General features: G+C 42.6%; 11 protein-coding genes. 5 read left to right on the top strand and 6 right to left on the bottom strand.

From position 1 onward, the window contains the following. Positions 1 to 8 precede the first annotated feature (8 nt). Entirely contained in the window at positions 9 to 1,214 is a 1,206-nt protein-coding gene (gene gspF / locus AC5YCD_RS07420) for a type II secretion system inner membrane protein GspF (protein ID WP_496129425.1), read from the bottom strand. Between the two features lie 153 nt (positions 1,215 to 1,367). On the opposite strand from gspF, the gene AC5YCD_RS07415 reads away from it, so the two are divergent. The 5 genes from AC5YCD_RS07415 to AC5YCD_RS07395 all read left to right on the top strand — a co-directional run bounded on the left by AC5YCD_RS07415 (position 1,368) and on the right by AC5YCD_RS07395 (position 7,296). Then, positions 1,368 to 3,572 carry a primosomal protein N' gene (locus AC5YCD_RS07415; protein ID WP_496129424.1) on the top strand — a complete coding sequence of 735 codons (2,205 nt, stop codon included), beginning with the start codon at positions 1,368 to 1,370 and terminating at the stop codon, positions 3,570 to 3,572. A gap of 39 nt (positions 3,573 to 3,611) precedes the next feature. Further along, positions 3,612 to 5,444, top strand: coding sequence for a cation:proton antiporter domain-containing protein (locus AC5YCD_RS07410; protein ID WP_496129423.1), 1,833 nt, complete (start codon positions 3,612 to 3,614; stop codon positions 5,442 to 5,444). 42 nt (positions 5,445 to 5,486) lie between these two features. After that, on the top strand, positions 5,487 to 6,362 hold the full coding sequence (hslO, locus tag AC5YCD_RS07405) for an Hsp33 family molecular chaperone HslO (protein WP_496129422.1): 876 nt from the start codon (positions 5,487 to 5,489) through the stop codon (positions 6,360 to 6,362). A 283-nt stretch (positions 6,363 to 6,645) separates the two neighbouring features. After that, entirely contained in the window at positions 6,646 to 6,963 is a 318-nt protein-coding gene (locus tag AC5YCD_RS07400) for a chaperone modulator CbpM (protein ID WP_496129421.1), read from the top strand. 78 nt (positions 6,964 to 7,041) lie between these two features. Beyond that, positions 7,042 to 7,296 (top strand): HP1242/YdcH family protein, encoded by a 255-nt coding sequence (locus tag AC5YCD_RS07395; RefSeq protein WP_496129420.1) that lies wholly within the window; start codon positions 7,042 to 7,044, stop codon positions 7,294 to 7,296. Positions 7,297 to 7,336: 40 nt separating this feature from the next. Here AC5YCD_RS07395 and pnp read toward each other — a convergent pair whose 3' ends face one another. From pnp to AC5YCD_RS07370, 5 genes are all read right to left on the bottom strand, one after another. Beyond that, on the bottom strand, positions 7,337 to 9,424 hold the full coding sequence (pnp, locus tag AC5YCD_RS07390) for a polyribonucleotide nucleotidyltransferase (protein ID WP_496129451.1): 2,088 nt from the start codon (positions 9,422 to 9,424) through the stop codon (positions 7,337 to 7,339). A 244-nt stretch (positions 9,425 to 9,668) separates the two neighbouring features. Further along, entirely contained in the window at positions 9,669 to 9,938 is a 270-nt protein-coding gene (gene rpsO / locus AC5YCD_RS07385; protein WP_004692669.1) for a 30S ribosomal protein S15, read from the bottom strand. A 666-nt stretch (positions 9,939 to 10,604) separates the two neighbouring features. After that, entirely contained in the window at positions 10,605 to 12,296 is a 1,692-nt protein-coding gene (recD, locus tag AC5YCD_RS07380) for an exodeoxyribonuclease V subunit alpha (protein ID WP_496129419.1), read from the bottom strand. Beyond that, positions 12,296 to 15,982, bottom strand: a complete 3,687-nt coding sequence (locus tag AC5YCD_RS07375; protein ID WP_496129418.1) for a UvrD-helicase domain-containing protein — start codon at positions 15,980 to 15,982, stop codon at positions 12,296 to 12,298. The genes recD and AC5YCD_RS07375 overlap by 1 nt, the downstream gene beginning before the upstream one ends. A gap of 2 nt (positions 15,983 to 15,984) precedes the next feature. Then, the gene (locus tag AC5YCD_RS07370; RefSeq protein WP_496129417.1) at positions 15,985 to 19,632 is read right to left on the bottom strand and encodes an exodeoxyribonuclease V subunit gamma; all 3,648 of its coding nucleotides are present in this window, start codon (positions 19,630 to 19,632) and stop codon (positions 15,985 to 15,987) included. Positions 19,633 to 19,728: the final 96 nt, after the last annotated feature.

The raw sequence follows: 19,728 nt of genomic DNA, 5'->3' as shown, positions 1-19,728 counted from the left end.
CGTTTTTGTTAAATCATATTATTCATATTGACGATCGGTAGCATCACCGCAATCACAATCACTAACACAATACTGGCCATGAGTACCAACATTAAAGGTTCAAGTAGCGCCAATAAAGTACTAATCAAACTGGTCACTTCACGGTCTTGCATGGTTGAAGAGCGTTCTAACATACGGTCTAGCTCACCAGAACTTTCACCACTTTTGATCATTTGTACCATCATGGGTGGGAAATAGCCACTGCGCTCTAGTTGCGTACCTAGGTTGCCACCTTCGGTGACTTTTTCTGCAGCTAAATTAACAGCATCACGAATCACCCAATTATTGCTCACTGCTGCGGCAATTTTTAAGGCATCCACTAAAGGTACACCCGACTGGGTCAAAATAGATAAGGTACTGGCAAAACGTGCCGCATTAATCCCGCGTGATAATTTACCCAACAAAGGCAGCTTCAGGACTACGCGATCAAAGGCATAATGCCCAGCATTGGTTTTTAAAAAGCGTAGCCACAGTACCAGTCCTACTCCACTCATCAGCAACATTGCTGGCCATGCCATACGAATCACATCACTGGCATACATTAAAGCCACCGTAATCCAGGGCAATGCTTCAGGATTTTGATCAAAGGTTTTGACAATATCAGGAACCACATAAGTCATTAACCCCATAACAATCGAAAAAGACATGAGCATTAAGATAATGGGATAAATCATTGCACCTTGAATCTTTTTTTGCATAGCAAAACGATTTTCGGTGTAATCCGCCAATTGCTCTAAGATAAGATCCAAATGTCCAGAACGCTCACCTGCAGCAATCGTCGCGATATACAATTCAGGAAAACGTCCAGACTGATCTAAGGCCTTGGCCAGTGAGTAACCTTCTAGAACTTTAGAACGAACGGAAATCAGTAAGTTGCGTACATGGGCTTTTTCAGACTGTTTACTCACCGCGCGTAGCGCTTCTTCTAAGGGAATTGCTGCGGCAATCAATACCGAAAGCTGGCGTGTCATCAAGGCTAAATCGTAGGCACTGACCTTTTTTTGCCACCACGTTGCACGTGCAGCATCTTGCTTTTGTTCTACAGGTTCAACGTGGATTGGTAGTAAATGTTGATCACGCAATTGCTGACGAATTTGCCGTGCTGAATCCGCTTCAAGTACACCTTTTTGCTGTTTCCCTGCCGCATCGAGTGCAGTAAATTGATATGCAGGCATGTCAATGCTCTAATTTTTCCAAAAAATCCCCGAACTTCAGTTGCGTCGAAAGCGCAAAATCATTCATAGTGAGGGCTATAAAATTGTGTGTCACTCTAACATAACTACTTGTCACACACTCAGTTGAGTTTACTTGCTAAAGTTGAGCGTGCTATGTCCCATCTTCACTATCGTGTCCGTGTTGCCGTACCGGTACACCTTTACGATTGCTTTGATTATATGCTGTCTGAAAGCCAATATCAGCAAGCGAAAGTGGGCGCAAGGGTGGCGGTGTCATTTGGTCGACAAAACTTAGTGGGCATCATTACTGAAAAACTCGCACTTGATGCGCCCTTAGACCCCAATATTAAACTAAAAAGTATTACCGAATTATTAGATGACGACGCTATTTTTGATGAAACTACTTTAAAACTACTGTATTGGGCTGCTAAATATTATCAATTTCCACTCGGCGAAGTATTACATAGCGCACTACCCACTCTGTTACGCCAAGGTAAACCCTATAATTTGTTGGCGCGTATGTGGCGAGTATTGGATGTGATTGCCGAAGATAAACTAAAACGTTCGGAAAAACAGCGCGAAGCCTATAAAGTTTTAAAATTACATCCGACGGGGACCGCAGAAAATATTTTAAATTTAGCGGGTATTGAAACAGCCACCTTAAAAGCTTTAGAAAAAAAAGGCATTGTAGATTGTGTGCTAGAACCGCAAGATTTTAGCCCCATGCCAATGACCTTGGCACAAATGCCACTAACTGCCAATGATGAGCAAAAAGCCGCAATTCAAAGTATTTTAAAAGCCAAAAACAAATACCAAGCTTTCTTGCTCGATGGTTTAACCGGCAGTGGTAAAACCGAAGTCTATTTGCAAGTCATGCAAGAGGTCTTAAAACAAGGCAAACAAGTTTTGGTGTTGGTGCCTGAAATTGGGCTGACCCCGCAAACCATTAGCCGTTTTCAATCGCGTTTCCACTGCAATATTGTCTTAATGCATTCAGGCTTAAATGACTCCAAACGTTTACAAGCGTGGCAACATGCACAAACGGGTAAAGCTTCGATTATTTTAGGCACACGTTCAGCCATTTTTGCCCCTATGGCCCATTTAGGCCTGATCATTTTAGACGAAGAACATGATTTATCGTTTAAACAACAAGAAAGCTTCCGTTATCATGCGCGGGATGTGGCGCTGTATCGGGCGCATTTACAACAATGCCCAATTGTTTTAGGTTCAGCCACGCCAAGTATTGATAGCTATGCTTTGGTGCAACAAGGTAAAATGACCGCGTTGCAACTCAATCAGCGTGCAGGCACGGCGCTAATGCCGAAAATTCATGTCTTAGATTTAAAAGTTGAACCCAAAGTGCATGGCATTAGCCAAAGCTTAATTGGCGAAATTAAAAAGCGCTTAGAAAAAAAAGAACAAGTGTTGGTGTTTTTAAACCGACGGGGTTATGCACCGGTTTTACTTTGTGATAGCTGTGCATGGCAAGCCAAATGCCCCAATTGCGATGCCAACTTTACCGTGCATCATCAGCCTTATGTACATTTACATTGTCACCACTGCGGCACGATTCAACGTAAACCCGATACTTGTCCAAGCTGTAATCATCAAGACCTCAAACCGATTGGTTTAGGCACAGGCAAAGTCGAAGAACAGCTCGCAGATTTATTCCCCGATTATCCTGTGTTACGCGTCGATCGGGACTCGACGAGTCGGGTCGGCAGTTGGCAAAAAATTTATGACAAGATTCATAGCAGCGAGCCGCTGATTTTATTGGGGACGCAAATGCTCGCCAAAGGTCATCATTTTCCATATGTAACTTTGGTTGCCATTTTAGATATTGATTCAGGCTTACTTAGCGTGGATTTTCGCGCGCCCGAACGTACAGCACAGCTTATTATTCAAGTAGCGGGGCGTGCTGGCCGCGGTGAGCGTAAAGGTGATGTCTATTTACAAACCCTACGACCTGATCATCCACTGCTGAGTACCTTGGTCAACAATGATTATCGCGCTTTTGCCAAGCAAACTTTGGCGGAGCGTGAAATTGCGCAATTACCGCCATTTCGTTATGCCGCTTTAGTGCGCTGCGAATCCCGTAATCAAGATCAAAATCTAGATATACTGACTCAACATGCACAATTTTTACGTGATATGTCAGATCATCAGATCACAATTTGGGGCCCGATTCCCGCGCCAATGGAACGCAAAGCTGGACGTTTTCATGCGCATATGGTGCTTTTAGCCACAGAGCGTAGCCAATTGCACTTACAGTTGGGCGTATGGTGGCCAAATCTATTGCAACAAAAGCCATCACATATGAAACTTAGTCTAGATATTGACCCACAAGAACTGAGTTAATTCAGTACACTCTATGCTTTAAAATGCAAAGGAAGGCGCATGTCTTTACTGATTCAATTGACGATTATTTTGGCGTTTGCCTTAGTTTTGGTGCCATTCACCAAACGGCTAGGCTTACCCACACTTATCGGCTATGTTGGTACAGGTATTGCCCTTGGCCCTTACTTACTGGATGTCATCCCTTTAAGTGTGGAGCTTAAACAATTACAACATCTTGGTTTATTGCTGTTGTTGTTTTTAATCGGTATGCAGTTGCAAGTACCACGTTTGATGCAGCTTAAAGCACTAGACATTCAACTGCCCAGTTATGCCCTAGGACTAAGTATATTGCTGCTCAGCAGTATTGGCATATGGTGTTTGGACTTATCGCTGTTGGTCAGTTTTATCATAAGCTCAGCTTTAATCTTGGTCAGTTTTAGCCTGTTACAACAACAAATTAAGTTACCCAAGCAATTTCATCAATCGCTGGGTCAGCAACTATTTAACTTTGGGATCGTACAGAGTATCTGGGCAGTGGTGTTGATTGCTTGTCTGCCCATTTTAGCCGGCTTCGCCTCTCCCCAACATAGCTTGGCCTATGTCATGAGCATTGTTGCTGCGCTGAGTGGTTTAGTTTTATTACAGCGCTATGTGCTACAACCTATTTTTGACTATTTAGACCAAACACATACCCATGAACTAGTTTTGGCCAGTGCTGTACTGACTGCAAGTTTAAGCTTTATTGCCTTAGATGCTTTAGGTATTCATGATACTTTAGCGGCGTTATTGGCTGGATTTTTAATTTCTGACTCGCGCTTTCATCATCGCATTGCGCAGTATAGTGCTCCGTTTAAAGGTTTGGTGTTTGCGGCATTTTTTATTGTGTTGGGCATGAGCCTGCCCCTGCATCTTATACTCGAGCAGCCACTGTTTTTAGCACTAGGCTTATTGCTGCTCATTTTTATAAAAACCAGCATTTACTTCGCTTTAGCACGTTATTTTAAAGTGCCGTGCTCAGAGAGTTGCTTAATCAGTACAGCTTTCATCAGTAGCGGTGAGTTTGGTTTTATTCTGTTATACAGTGCCTTTGCCAGCCAACTTGCTCCTGCGCACATCCTTGAGCCTTATTTACTGCTGTTGCTACTGTCCTTTATCAGTGCACCATTGATCATGCAATTCATTCAGCGTTATGTATTACCACGACTCCATCATCAAGAGAATGCTGCTTATTCTCACGAGCTGGCAGACCTGCTAATTATTGGTTTTGGCCGCGTTGGACAATTGGTGGCGCGCGTGGCGCATGCAAACCATATTGGCTTTAGCGCCATTGATAACCATATCCATCCTCAGCAAGATTTAAGTGCTTATGGCGGCTGCTTGATTAAAATGGATGCTAGCGATGAGCAAGCTTTACAACAACTTCCTTTAGCCGATGTAAAACTTGTTGTTATTGCTGTAGATGATGTAGAAGACAATATCAATATCGTGCGTTATTTACAGCTCAATTATCCTGATCTTCAGCTTTTAGTCCGTGCCCGAGATCGGCATCATGCCCATTTGCTGCGTGATTTAGGTATCGAGCATATTTGGCGTGAAACCTATTTATCGGCCTTAGATTTAGCTCAACACAGCTTGCAATATTTAGGCGTACCTCAAGATCGTGCCCAAGAGCATATTACTCAGTTTCGTATTCACGACCAAAAACTACAACGTCAGCAACAGCACATTGAATACGATGATATTAAACTATATCAAACCCAAGAAGCGGCCTTAGATGAATTGCATTATTTAATGCAACAAGATCTACAACTCAAAAGTCAACGAAGTGCAGCGACAGTGGATGATTTAACACCAGCCTCCGCATTACAACAGATGAAGGCAAATGACTTGTGATTTACAATATAGCCACCATTAAGACAGGGTTTGGAGAATTTTATGTCTGATTTACGTCAACGTTTTTTTATTGAAGATAGCCCTGTTCGTGGCGAAGTGGTGCATCTTGAGCATGCCTTAACCACCATTTTAGCGCAGCGCGACTATGCCCCTGCCATTAAAATTTTATTGGGTGAAATGCTGAGCGCCACAGCATTATTAGCCAGCACCTTAAAAATTCAAGGTCGTATTAGCTTACAAATTCAAGCATCAGGCACTTTAAAATGGGCCATGGCTGAATGTAACCATTTAGGTGAAGTCCGTGCCTTAGCCGAATACGAAGCTGACCCGCATTTTAACCAAGCGATTGACTCAAGCACAGTATTAAAGACTTTAGTCAAACCCGTATTATTTATTAATATTGAGCCAGATGTGGGTCAACGTTATCAAGGTATTGTGCCGCTTGAGCATGACACTTTAGCCGGCTGCTTAATGCAGTACTATGATTTATCTGCGCAAATTGCAACGCGTATTGTCCTTGCCAGCAATGAACAACGTGCTGGTGGCCTACTCATCCAACTGTTACCACGTAACAGTGAAGAAGAACAGCAACGCGTGGATGAAGATTTATGGCCACGTTTAACTATGTTGACCAGCACGTTAAAAGCTGAAGAGCTGACTGATTTAACTGCAACCGATATCTTATATCGTTTATATAACGAAGAAGAAGTGCGCTTACCTGAAGCTGAACAACTCAAATTTGGCTGTACTTGCTCGAAAGAGCGCTGTGCGATTGCACTAGAACAATTGGGCGTCAGCGGTGTACGTGAAACTTTAGAACATCAAAACCCAATTGATATGAACTGTCAATTCTGTAACACAGTGTATACCTTTAGCGCAGAAGAGGCTTTAGGCTTATTTGGCGAACACTTAAGTTAAGCTATCATCAAAAAAGGCAGCGCTTAGCTGCCTTTTTTATATTTAACCGTTTATCACTTTGCAACAAAGCCTCACAAATACCCTCTAGGCGTATTTAGCAAAACATAGAATAATGACTAAATAATAGACAGATTAAGCATATTGCCACCTTAGTCTTGGCCAACAATAAATACACATTTTCAAGACTGAACTCATTGTGTAATCACAACCGCAATCTTTTATGCTTAATAGAGTTTTTTTGTAGCAAAGTAATACTGCTACACCCGATTATAAGGAGATGGCCATGACCACAATCCATTATCGTGAAACCCTAGACCATGTTGATGAGCCATTAAGTTTTGACTTACAAAGCTTTGCTGAGGCGTGTGAGCAAAGCCCAGAGTGGGTATTACAGCTCTTAGAATACGACATTCTGCCACGCCGACCTGAAGAACGCATTCATCAGTTTTTTGCTGCCGATGTTGTGCGTGCCCAACAAGCCTACCGTTTGCAACGCGATTTTAACGCCAGTTTTTCTGCAGTTGCCATGATGCTTGACTTAATTGATGAAGTGCAACAATTACGTAAGCAGGTTAAACATTGCAACTTTATGCATAGTTAAATTGCTCCATCCCCTTCGCACAGCAGCTTTTAAGCTGCTGTATGTCTATAGACGCTTTGTTGAGATCATTAACACGCTATGAAGACCAAAGAATGTAATAAAAAGACCAAGTTCATGTTTCCGGAATTTAAGGATTTAATTCCCAAATTACGCGAAGAAAATCCCCATTTTGCCAAAATGTTCGAACAGCATGAACAACTCGATCGTGAGGTGAATTTATTGGAACAAGATCCAGTCAAGCAAATTCGTGACGACATAGAACTGCTCAAACGGCAGAAATTAAAACTTAAAGATCAAATGTATTTGATGTTATTACAGGCGCAAAGCCAATAAAAAAAGCCCGCGAATGCGGGCTTTTTCAAGTCATCAACAATTATGCTTGTTCGATGTCTTTCATAGTCAATTTAATACGACCACGGTTGTCGACATCAGCCACTTGTACTTTAATCTCTTGACCTTCAGTCAGTACGTCTGCAACGTTTGCAATACGCTCATTTGAGATTTGTGAGATGTGAAGTAAACCATCAGTACCCGGAAGGATATTCACAAACGCACCAAATTCAACAATACGAATCACTTTACCTGTGTAGATTGTACCTGGTTCAATTTCAGCAGTCAGTGCTTGAATCTTAGCGATTGCAGCCATTGCAGCAGATTTCGTTTCACCAAATACGCGAACTGTACCGTTGTCTTCGATATCAATCGCCGCTTTAGTTTCTTCAGTAATAGCACGAATAGTTGCACCACCTTTACCAATCACATCACGGATCTTGTCAGGGTTGATGTTGATCACTTGGAATGTAGGCGCATGCATAGAGATTTCAGGACGCGCACGTGAAATCACTTGGTTCATTGCATTTAAGATATGGATACGACCAGCGTATGCTTGGTTTAATGCAACTTCCATGATCTCTTCGGTAATCCCTTCGATCTTGATGTCCATTTGTAGCGCAGTAATACCGTTAGCAGAACCAGCCACTTTAAAGTCCATGTCGCCTAAGTGATCTTCATCACCTAAGATGTCAGACAAGACTGCAAAACGCTCGCCTTCTTTTACTAAGCCCATTGCGATACCCGCAACTGGCGCCTTAAGTGGAACACCTGCATCCATAAGAGATAATGAAGCACCACATACAGAAGCCATTGAAGATGAACCGTTTGATTCTGTAATGTCAGATACAATACGGATCACATACGGGAAGCGATCAGCTGGTGGAAGAACCGCTTGCACACCACGACGTGCCAAACGACCGTGACCGATTTCACGACGTTTAGGACCAGATTCACGACCAGTTTCACCTACAGAGTATGCAGGGAAGTTGTAGTGAAGCATGAAGTTATCAGTTTTGGTACCTGCAAGAGTATCAACCATTAATGCATCACGCGTGTTACCTAAAGTCGTTGTTACCAACGCTTGAGTTTCACCGCGTGTGAATAATGCAGAACCGTGCGCACGGTCTAATACACCGACTTGTACATCAAGGGCACGTACAGTTTTAGTGTCACGACCATCAATACGTGGTTTACCAGACAAGATGTTGTCACGTACTGTGCGGTATTTAAGATCTTCAAATAATTCGTTTAATTCGTCTGCAATGCCTGTTTCATCATTTTCAGGAACGAATTGAGCAAGCGCTTCAGCGTGTAATGCATCAAGTGCCGCGTAACGGTCTTGTTTCACTGCAATGGTATAAGCTTCAGAGATTTTCGCTTCAAAAGCTTCTTTTAATTTTGCACGAAGATCTTCATTTTTGCTTGGTGCAACCCAATCAGATTCTTTCGCGCCAGCTGCTGCAGCAAACTCTTTAATCGCTTGAATCGCGATTTGCATTTCGTCATGACCGAACAGTACTGCGCCTAGCATCTGGTCTTCTGAAAGTTCTTTCGCTTCAGATTCAACCATCAGTACTGCAGATTCTGTACCTGCAACCACAAGGTCAAGGTCAGATTCTTTTAATTGCTCATGGCTTGGGTTTAAAACGTATTCGCCGTTGATTAAACCCACACGCGCCGCACCAATTGGACCACGGAATGGTGTGCCTGCAATCGCAAGTGCTGCAGAGGTACCCAACATGGCTGCAATGTCAGCTTCCATCGTTTTGTCAGAAGATACAACCGTTGCCGTTACTTGGATTTCGTTGTAGTAACCTTCTGGGAACAATGGACGAATTGGACGGTCGATTAAACGTGAAATTAAAGTTTCAGACTCAGAAGCACGGCCTTCACGCTTACCATAGCCACCAGGGATACGACCCGCAGCATATTGTTTTTCTTGATAGTTAACAGTTAAAGGGAAGAAATCTTGACCCGCTTTTGCTGTAGGCTGTGCTACAACTGCAACCAGTACAGTTACACCGCCCATAGTAATCACAACAGTGTTTGCTTGACGTGCAACACGACCTGTTTCTAACACAACTTGGTGCTGACCAAATTGGAATTCTTTACGAATAATATTAAACATCGACATGTTCTATTCTTTCCTGATTTTATTCTAGTGGAGACCCCTAAGGTTTGGCATTCATCGGTACTTTTTTAAGCCAAAGCATAAATGACAAAGCTTAGAAGCCGACCTCACTAGATTTTAAACACAAAGAAGGAGCGAACATTCGCCCCTTCCCCATTATCTAACCGAAGTTAGATATACTTTTGTTTTTAGTCCTACGGCACTTAGCATGCAATAATCCAAAAACAAAGTTTAAATCGAATTAACGACGTAAACCTAAAGCAGCAATCAAATCGCTGTAACGAGTAGCATCTTTACCTTTAAGGTAGTCAAGAAGCTTACGACGTTGGTTAACCATACGGATAAGACCGCGACGGCTATGGTGATCGTGTTTGTGCTCTTTGAAGTGACCTTGTAAGTCATTGATTTGAGCAGTTAAAAGCGCTACTTGAACTTCTGGAGAACCAGTGTCGTTTTCAGCACGAGCAAATTTAGCGATGATCTCTGCGCGATCTGCGTTTGTTAAAGCCATTCGATTTCTCCGAGATGCTTTTGTAAAAAAATTCGATATTAATCAATTTCTGCAAATTGACTGCCGTGCATCACTACAGCAAGGCAACTATTTTAAGCCATATTGCATACGATTGCAAAATTGCTTTCGCTTAAATGTGATTTATCAGGCTAAGTTGATGGGAAAACTTAATAATCTTAGTCACTATTCAATAAACAAAATAAAAAAGCCCAAGCAGAACTTGGGCTTTTTGCGCTGTAATTTCTTCACTTATTTTTGCTTTTATATATTTTTGTTGTAATACCCACTTATTCCTTGTGAGTTTTGCTTTCCTTATATCAACAATTGTAAAGCAAAGTGAGGTTAAACCAAGTCGAATTTGGCTGCTTATGCTGTGCGCTTTGGCTTACGTGAACAGCGCAGATAAATAAAAGCCTTGTAGTCTCTCCCAAAACTACAAGGCTTAGCGGCTGTAAGTTTCCTCTGTGACTTACCTTCCTGTAAGTTCGCTGTCATTTCGACTTATGATTATCGTTATGCGATTATTCTCAACATTCCGTGTTGAGCTTTTGTTAAAGCTATATTCGCAGAAACTCAAGTTAAGCTCTATGCGTCAATTTCTCGAATCCTTGTAAGCCATTGCTTACAAAGTGAGGTTTTAGACCAAATAGTCAAAAAAAATCACTTTTAAGCTAGTTTTTTTTGCAAACCACTTTGCCGGGTTGTCATGACAAGCAGCGCCTGTTGGAGGCTATGTTTATCTGCCAAAATGCTCACTACTGACTTGGCTCGCGTAATTGCCGTATAAATCAACTCACGACTCAACAAATTAGCTGCATAGCGATCTAGCACCAAAGCCGTATGTTTAAACTCTGAACCTTGTGACTTATGAATGGTGAGAGCAAAAGCAGTTTCAATATTTTTGGGTAAGCGTGCTGCAGGCAGCCACTTTTCTAAACTTGGGAAATACACATCAAACTGCCATTCACCATCACGAAAACGCTGCAAACAGATGCCAATATCACCGTTCGATAAGCCCAGTTGATAATCGTTATAGGTCATCATGACTGGTCGTCCAACGTACCAATCGCCTTGTTTCGTCGTATGTAAGGCTAATTGCTGCAAAATGCGTTTTTCAATCTGTTGATTAATTTGATAAAGTCCCAATTGACCTTGTCGAATGGCGGTTAAAATACGATAGTCATCAAAACGTGCTAATACGTTTGCCACATGTGTTTCTGGTTCTTGGCTCTCTAAATAATCTTTTAATGCAGTTACATAGCCTGAAAAACCCAACATCAATTGATCATAGTATTGACTATAAAGCTCTGCTGTTAGACTTTCAGGTAAATATTGCAATTGTACAATGTCATTCATTTCATCCTTGAGTTCAACTGCTTGCCATATCGCATTGGGTACCAACTGTTCAAATTCAGTTAATACACGATCTGCCTGATGCTGCTTTTGAATAAAGCCTGCCACTTCACCAATACGGGCACCTTGCTTAAAACGTCGACTGGTATGTAAATGCACCCGATGTGGCGCTAAAGCATTGACTTGCTGTAAGTCTGCTAACACTGCGCCGACATCTACAGAAGCCAACTGATTGGCATCCCCCAATAAAATCAAACGTGTTCCCGCACCAATAGCAGCAAATAATAGGCTCGCCAGATTTAAATCCAGCATCGAAGCTTCATCTACCACCACCACATCAAAAGGTAATGGCTGTTGGGCTGAATAACGCGCTTGGTGCTGCGTACCTAAACCCAATAAACGGTGCAAGGTAATGGGATTTAAATTTTTTAAATCTTCTGTGACTAAGTTACGAATATTGTCATCATTAAAGGATTTTTGTAGCGCCTCTTTCATACGCTGGGCAGCCTTACCGGTCGGTGCCGCCATAGCAATCCGTAAATTGGGCAAGGCTTGATTGAGGGCAGCAATAATACGGGCCAAGGTATAGGTTTTACCGGTTCCAGGCCCGCCAGTAATCATCGTCAATGCTTGCTGCGCAACAGCCTCTAAAGCAGCATTTTGATGGGGGTCTGTAAACAGGTTTTTATAGGCATCCACAGCAAAGCAGCTGACTTGTGCTTGTTGTAAGCGTCGCACATGCTGAGCTAAATGCTGCTCAAGCTGCCAATAACGATACAAATACAATAATTCTTGATCATAAATAAATGGTGCGACCTGATCAGGTGGTGCTACCAAGTTACCCAGTGTCTGTACCTGTTTGGGTAAGGCTGTAACACAGCTGTGGCCATGTTGCATCGCCATTAACACCTCTTGCATCAGATTCTGCGCTTGAGCCGATAAATCACCTCCGAGATATTGACTCCATGCCGCGAGCCACGGTGTTTCAAGTTGTTGCTGTTGCATTAGGCTTTATCCTGCATACGCCCTAATAAGGCATCTAAACGTAAAATAAACTCATCTTCAGGTTTAAAATAATGGATGCCCTGCTGACTGTGCCCATTCATACCACGTAAATATAAATAACTGGCTCCGCCTAAATGGGTTGCCATATCATAATCTTGCAGTTGCACACTTAAATGCCGATGTAAGGCCACCAAATACAAACCCGCTTGCAACCAATAACTGGCTTGTGACATATTGGCTTGAATTTTAGCGTTGGCATAATCTGCTTGATCTTGGCCTAAAAAGTTACTTTTATAATCAGCAATGTGATAACGCTGACCATCATAAAATACAAGGTCAATTGAACCTGTTAAATAACGCGCTGAATTGGCATGATTAAGGGCCAGCATCTCTATGCCGTATTCACGAAATAGTTCACTTATTCGCTGTACCCCAAACACGCGATCCGCTAGCGACAGATAAAACGGAAATTCAGCACTATGCTGCTCAGGCTCAAGTTGGCTTAAGCTAAAGTCATCAAATAACGGTGTGATTAACACTTCTGCTAACCATTCACCTAGCATGGCGTATAACTGCTCATCATGCGGCGCGCCAAATTCAGCGGCATATTTTTGCTGTAATTCTTGCCATAGCACAGGATAGGTGTTCTTAAAGCGACGATGTAGCTCTAAGCCCCAGTCACTATTGTCTTGAAAATCAATATGCTCAAAAATTTCATGTAGAAAATCACCCGCCAAAGTTCCCATAGGGAAATTGCGTTTGATCCAAGACAAGGGTTGATGGATGACTTGATTTGCAACTTCAACATGCACATCATCACCCGCACTGTCATTGTGTTCACGTTGTGCTGCTAGTGCATCCATGGCTTGTTTACGGCTTAAATGCTGCGATAAAGCACTAAAACTGGTTTTACTACGCGGATAAAAACGCTGTATAGGCAATGGCAGTGCATCTAAAGCCACTTGCTCAAGCTTTTGCTGCGAACCAATCAACTCAGGACATTCTAAAATCAAGGGCTCATCTACACAGCCGGGATGATTAAAGCCATTTGCAGCATTTTTCCAAAACAGTAAACCATGAGGTTTATCCAAGGCTTTAGCACTGAGCATGGCATATACACGATGGCTGGCGCGGGTGAGCGCGACATACCATAAACGATGCTGCTCGGCTTCAAGGCGGGCGTCGTGCTGAGCAATAGCCTCATCATCTAAGCCATGTTTATCATTAATCGCCACGATCCGCTGTGGCTCGGCTTGGCCTGTCTCCGGATTGGGCAGCATTTGAGTAGAGAAGTTCAGGGTTTTATTCATCTCACGCCCTGCAGAACTCGCACCCAATAAAAATACGATCTTAAACTCCAAGCCTTTAGATTGATGTATCGTCATGAGCTGTACGCCAGCACTATTGCTTAAACTACGCTCCATTTCCCAATCACGTTGCCCGGGTGCTTGAATCTGTTTTAAATACCACGCATATAAAGTCTGTGCGCCTTGATAGCTTTCACTGTATTGGGTCAGGCTTTCGGTTAAATGGCGTAAGTTGACTACACTGCGCTCATTATCACGATGCTGATAACGGACTAAGTTTTGCCACACTCCAAATACGTTTAGGGTGTATTGCCAAGCGGTTAAGAACCCTTTATTGAGCCACATCTCCCGAATATGTTCAAAGTCATTCATATATTGACTCAAACCTTCAGGTTGGCTGTGCAATTGGGTTAAATCTTGCAACGTTAAGCCAATTAAACGACTGAGCAGTGCACGTTTGACTTTGGCTTCATCAAAGGGGTGTAAAATGGCAGTTAACAGCGCACCTACATCTTGCGCAATAAGGCTGTCAAAGACACTGCGTTTTGAAGCACGATTGACACGAATATTTAAGCGATTTAATTCATATTGCACTTTATCTAAAGCGTCATGATTACGTGATAGGACGGCAATATCATCAGGTTGTAAGAATTTTTGCTCGGCCAGCTCACCAAAATGTAGCTGCTGTTGCGCGCTTAAATTCAGTAGCTGACGAATCTGCCAAGCCACTTGGATTGACTCTTGGTCAGCATCAGTCAACGTAATAAAACGTAGTGGTTTCGGATTGGCGATTTGATGTTGATAGCAAATGGGATGTGAACGTGCACCAGCTTCTACAGGGCTATAGATCACCCCTTCACCAAAATCCATTTGCTGTTGAAACAGTGCATCGACCACTTCAACCAACTCGCGCACCGAACGCTGATTATATTTCAAACTATACAAACGCCCTTGCTTCGCCAATACATCTTGACGTGCCTTACTATAGGTAAGCATGTCACCGCCACGAAAGCCGTAAATCGCCTGTTTAGGGTCGCCCACCATAATCATACAGCCTTGGCTATACCATTTGGGGTTACGCCAAATGTGCTTGAGCATATTGTCTTGATCTTGGTTGGTGTCTTGAAATTCATCCACCAAAATCAACGGATAGCGACTATGCACATATTGAGCAAAGCGCTGTCCCTGCTCACCTTGTAATGCCTCACTTAAGCTACGCATTTGCTGCGAAAACGTGGTTTCGCCTTTTTGTTGTAAAAGCTGCGGTAAGCGACGTTTCACTTCACTGGCTAAATGATATTTAAGATAAGTATCTAAAGCATCTAAATTTAAGTGTAAATCTTTAAGCTGTGCACAGAACTTCGCTAAAGCCATAATCGTTGGATGTTGTTCAAAGCCTGCTAAGACCTCCGCACTACATTTATTCATCACCTTTTTAGTGGCTAAATCAATCATGCCTTTTAAAGTGCTTTCAAAGGATTGTGCAAAGAGTGCTTGACCACGGCGCAGCTTTAAAGCCTGTAAAAATGGCGGTAATTTTTCTGTGAGTAGTACTTGCATGGCACAGTTATCTCGCCATTTTTTAGCAATGAAACTATGCTGCTTGCCATCGGGTGCATAATAATCGCGTAAGGTCTCAATGCTAGCAAGATCAAGCTCAAGCAGCGCATCAATGGCATGTTCAAATTGCTTTACATCAAGGCGAGGCGCTTGAATGTTTTGGAGTTTGGCTGATGCAAAATTCAAACTACTTTCTACGACAGCAGCGTAGCTTTCTACCGATTTTAGCTTTTGATTTAACAGGAGATAATCAATCACGACTTGGGGTTGCAACTGAATCCATTCACGTAATACATCGTGAATAATTTGCTGAGTATACAGCTTCGCGTTATCACTAATTGCGACATGCTCAATCTTGCCACTTTCAAAAGAAAACTCTGTCAGCAGCTTTTGACTAAAACTATCTAACGTACCAATAAACAGCTCATCGAGTTGATCAAGCACTAACTTTAAACGCTCACAGGCATAGCCAATTTTATCAAAATAATCCTGTAAGATTTTCTGAAAGAGCACGTCTTGTTCAAGGCTCGCTTTCGCCAACACTTCACTTGGGCTAAACACTTGATAACCGTGTAAGAAATGTAAAGTCTCTTGTAAGCGTTTACGAATACGGGTTTTAAGTTCTGCAGCAGCAGCGCGGGTAAAGGTGGTGGCAATCACTTGATGTGGAAGATAATCATGTAACAATACCCGTACCATTAAACTCGACAGCGTATAGGTTTTGCCGGTACCTGCTGAGGCTTCAATCCAGTGTAGGCCTTTAAATTGCATATCGACAATCGGGGCAAAAGAAGCTTCAGGCTGATAAAAACTATTCATATTTAGTCCTGTACCTCTTGATGCCAAAAGATGGGTTGATAAAGCCGATAAGAGAAGTTTAAACAGGCTTCTTCTAATAATTGATTACTATCACAATCACGTAAAATAAACTGCCAATCGCGGTGTTTAATATTCCATTCTTGATGGTCATAGCGATAGCCAGCGAAGTGATCTGACTTGCGCCATTCTTTAAATAATTTGTCTAAATCTTTGACTTGCATAAAACCATTGGACACATCCGTCCATTCGACTTTGACTTCATCTTTTAAAATTAATTCTGCCGGCAACAAGAGTGGTTGCTGCTTGGCATAATGCCACGCCTCAAGCCAATCATTCAGCCACACTCTTGCTTGCTCAGAGCTTACCCCTTGGCAAACCAGCGTTTTATTGCTACAGACTGCAACACGTTTTAAATGTGTGCCGCCTTGGCCTAAATCAAGATAAGCGAGCCATAACAAATATTCTAACCATACCCGACCACGGCGTTTAGGCTGAGCACTTGCTGCCATCACATTGACCCAAATATCAGTATCGTGTTTGGGCACTTGAATACTGATCTGCAAATGCGGCTGAATTTTTAGTACTTGGCGTGTGGTCGTGCTGGGCTGCGGCGCAAACTCATATAAACGCTCGAGTAAACTTTCCTGCTCTAACAGGCTTTGCTGCCAAGTCGCATGCTGGGTTTTGCCAACTGGTAAAATATCTTTTACCAGGTCAGGTTCCGCTTGGCCTTGCTGCAACATAAACTCGCGTAACTGATATTTTTTTAAACCATTGAGGAGTAAAGGCTCTTGTGTTTCAACCAAATCAGCTGGGCTTAAGTTTTTAACACCTAAGTTTTTTAAATAACTGCGCGCGGGAAACAAAATATCTGCTATCCATTGCTCGCTGTCCAACACTTCTAGCTGCGCATCGAGCTGCTGTAACTGATAGTTACCTCGGCTCCATGCTTGACGTGGCTGCTGGGCACTAGTGAGCTGTTGAGCCACCTTAAACCATTGGTTTTTATAACGAATTAAGTTGTTTTGCTGAAAACCTACAGGATCAAAGGGTTGTAGAGGATGAATCTGATAGACACTTAGCAATTGACTTGGAATTTCAACGCCATGCACATCAGTATTGGCTGCAAGATTAGGATGCTTTTGCGTAATGAAATTTAAGTGCTGGACAAACTCTTGTACTACGCTAGATGGATCACGCACTTCGCTGTCATTTAAATCAAAAGCGTTATAAAACAACCAAACATTATCTTTGGCCAACAATATGGCATCTAAAAATGCGCCTTGATCATCTTCTAAACGTGAACGATCGCCCAATTTTGGCCGCAGAATTTGCATTAAATCAAAGGGAATATGCTGATCACGATTTGGGAATTTACCGCTATCTAAATTCAGCATTACCACCAATTTATACGGCACTGGACGGATTTGTCCCATTTGGCTAAAGGTAATATGCCCTGTCGGTTCTGCGTGTTCTAATTGCGTGGTTAAGCTTTTTTCGACTTCAGCTAAAATATAAGGTAATGGTAAGGTTAAACTACGCAGCGCATCTTGTTCAGCATCATCATAGAAACTGGTTAAAGTCAGCATTCGTTCTTGCTTTTTCACCAACAAGTAAACCTGATCTAAAACCGTAACTCCTGCATCTTTAAACTCGTTAATCTCTTGCATGAGACAATTGAGCCAATGTTCTGCACTTTGCTCGGCTTCGGTTTCATGCTGATTGAGCCATGTACGCCGTGCCGCAATATCTTGGTAAATTTCAATTAAGGTACCAATTAAAGCGAAATCACTGGGGCGAACATGCGCATAGCTTAAGGTCTGTGCAAACAGCGTATGCTCAGGAATCGCAATGCCAAGCGCCAAACGATCTAAGGCAAATTTAAAGCTAAAGCGATAATCTTCGTCGCCTTCGGTTAGGCTGTCTTGTAAATGTAGCGCATCAAAACCACGTTTAAAACCAGCCGCTTGTAGCAACTCATAAATGCGTTCTAAGCCATTGACATCTAAGTTATAACGCTGCTGGGTGGCCAATAAACTGAGCCAATCTGCAAATTCCTCTAAAGTAAAACGCCCTTGTAACAGTTGCATACGACCGAGCACCGCACGCCATGCATTTTGTGCATCAAGTTGCGTCACGCCGGCAATTTGTATAGGTAAATATACGCTGTCTTGTTCGCTCCTTTCCCGCTCAGAGACAGGCGCGGCAAAGGTGCTGCGAATTTGCGGTTCTATGTCTTTTAAATTGGGACACAGCACCAAAATATCACTGGCACGGCGCGGCGCATCGGGTGTAGTTTGACTCAGCCAATGGGTAATTTGTTCTTTTAAAACTTCAAGTTGGCGCAAACTCGAATGGCAGACATGAATTTGAATAGAGCGATCATCGGCTGCTAAAGCATAGCTGTTGGCTTCAGGTTGGACTAAATTTAAAATATCGCTTTGGATTTTACCCAACAAAGTCTTGGGATAATCCTCAGGAAACAAATCAAACCACTGCCCTTCTTCATTGGATGACAAACTCGAAAGTAACGAGAAATGGTCACGGGCTTGCTTACCAAAACGAGTAAGTAACGGATGATGTGAATCACGCTTTTCAGCATGAAATTCTAAGCTAAATTTTTGTACATAAGCTTGAATAGCTGCATCATCGACCGTGCGCCCTTGGGCTTGTTCACGTTCAATAAAACGCTGCCTTAATTGGGCGTCATAACGCGCTTTCCAATGCGGGTCGACCATATCGGCCCAATATTCTTGTGAGGGGTTGTAATGCAGTACAAAAATATCAAGGTATTGGCCTAAACGGCGTAAAAACTGCAGTTGTACTGGTGGTAAATCCAATAAGGTAAACAACACCAACTGTTTAGGTAAACGCTTGAGCGCCTCTTGCCGCGTACTTTCATCCTCTAGACGTTGCCAAAATAACTGATCAATATGCGCCACTTGCTTAAAATCTTCAGCAAAGACGACATGCCACAGCCAACGTTGCCATGCTTCAAGCTCTACAGCCTGCTGTAACTGAAATTGTTCAATTTCTGTACCCACATTAAAGAACATCTGCTCGACATTTAAGGCTTGGTTGGCGCCCCATGTTTGCAGCCAATTACTGCCACAGCGGCATATGCCATGACATGTGCTGCAATCACTCCGATATTCCATATAGTTGGAAAATAAACGTGATACTTGCTCAGCCACCCAATACAACATACTTTGTTTTTTATTGAGTTGTTCAAAGCCTTCTAAACGGTCGGCGCTGGCATAAATCCGTTGAATAATGGGATATAACGGGTGTTGCTGAGTTAAAGGATTAAGCGGGCTTTGCACAAAATTTTTAAGGCTTTGATAGATCCGCCATTTGATCATTAATCGCGGTAAGTTGGCTTTACGCACTTCATCCCGTTGATCATGCAAAACTTCCTGATAAGCCCACCATTGAAAACCACGAATCCGGCTATGAAATTGGTTATTGGCACTAATGCCGTGCTTTTCCGCCAAACGCTGGGTCAGCCACGTTTCTAAGGCAACTGAAGGGACAATAAAATGCTGGGCTTTTAATACCATCACTGGATTACTATGTGCTTGTTGCACGGCACGTAGCATTGCTTCAAACAACACTTCAATCCGCTGACTTTGCATCACATGAATTGCCATAATGTCCTCAAAAACCCAATCAAAGTATTAATTTGTCTACAAAATCATAAAGATTCAGTACTAGACCCATGACCTGTGCTATGTCAGATTAAAGCC

Source organism: Acinetobacter sp. CY05 (genome assembly GCF_059515805.1).
Note: the sequence above shows the minus strand (reverse complement) of the source record. Positions and strands in the feature narration are given on the sequence as shown.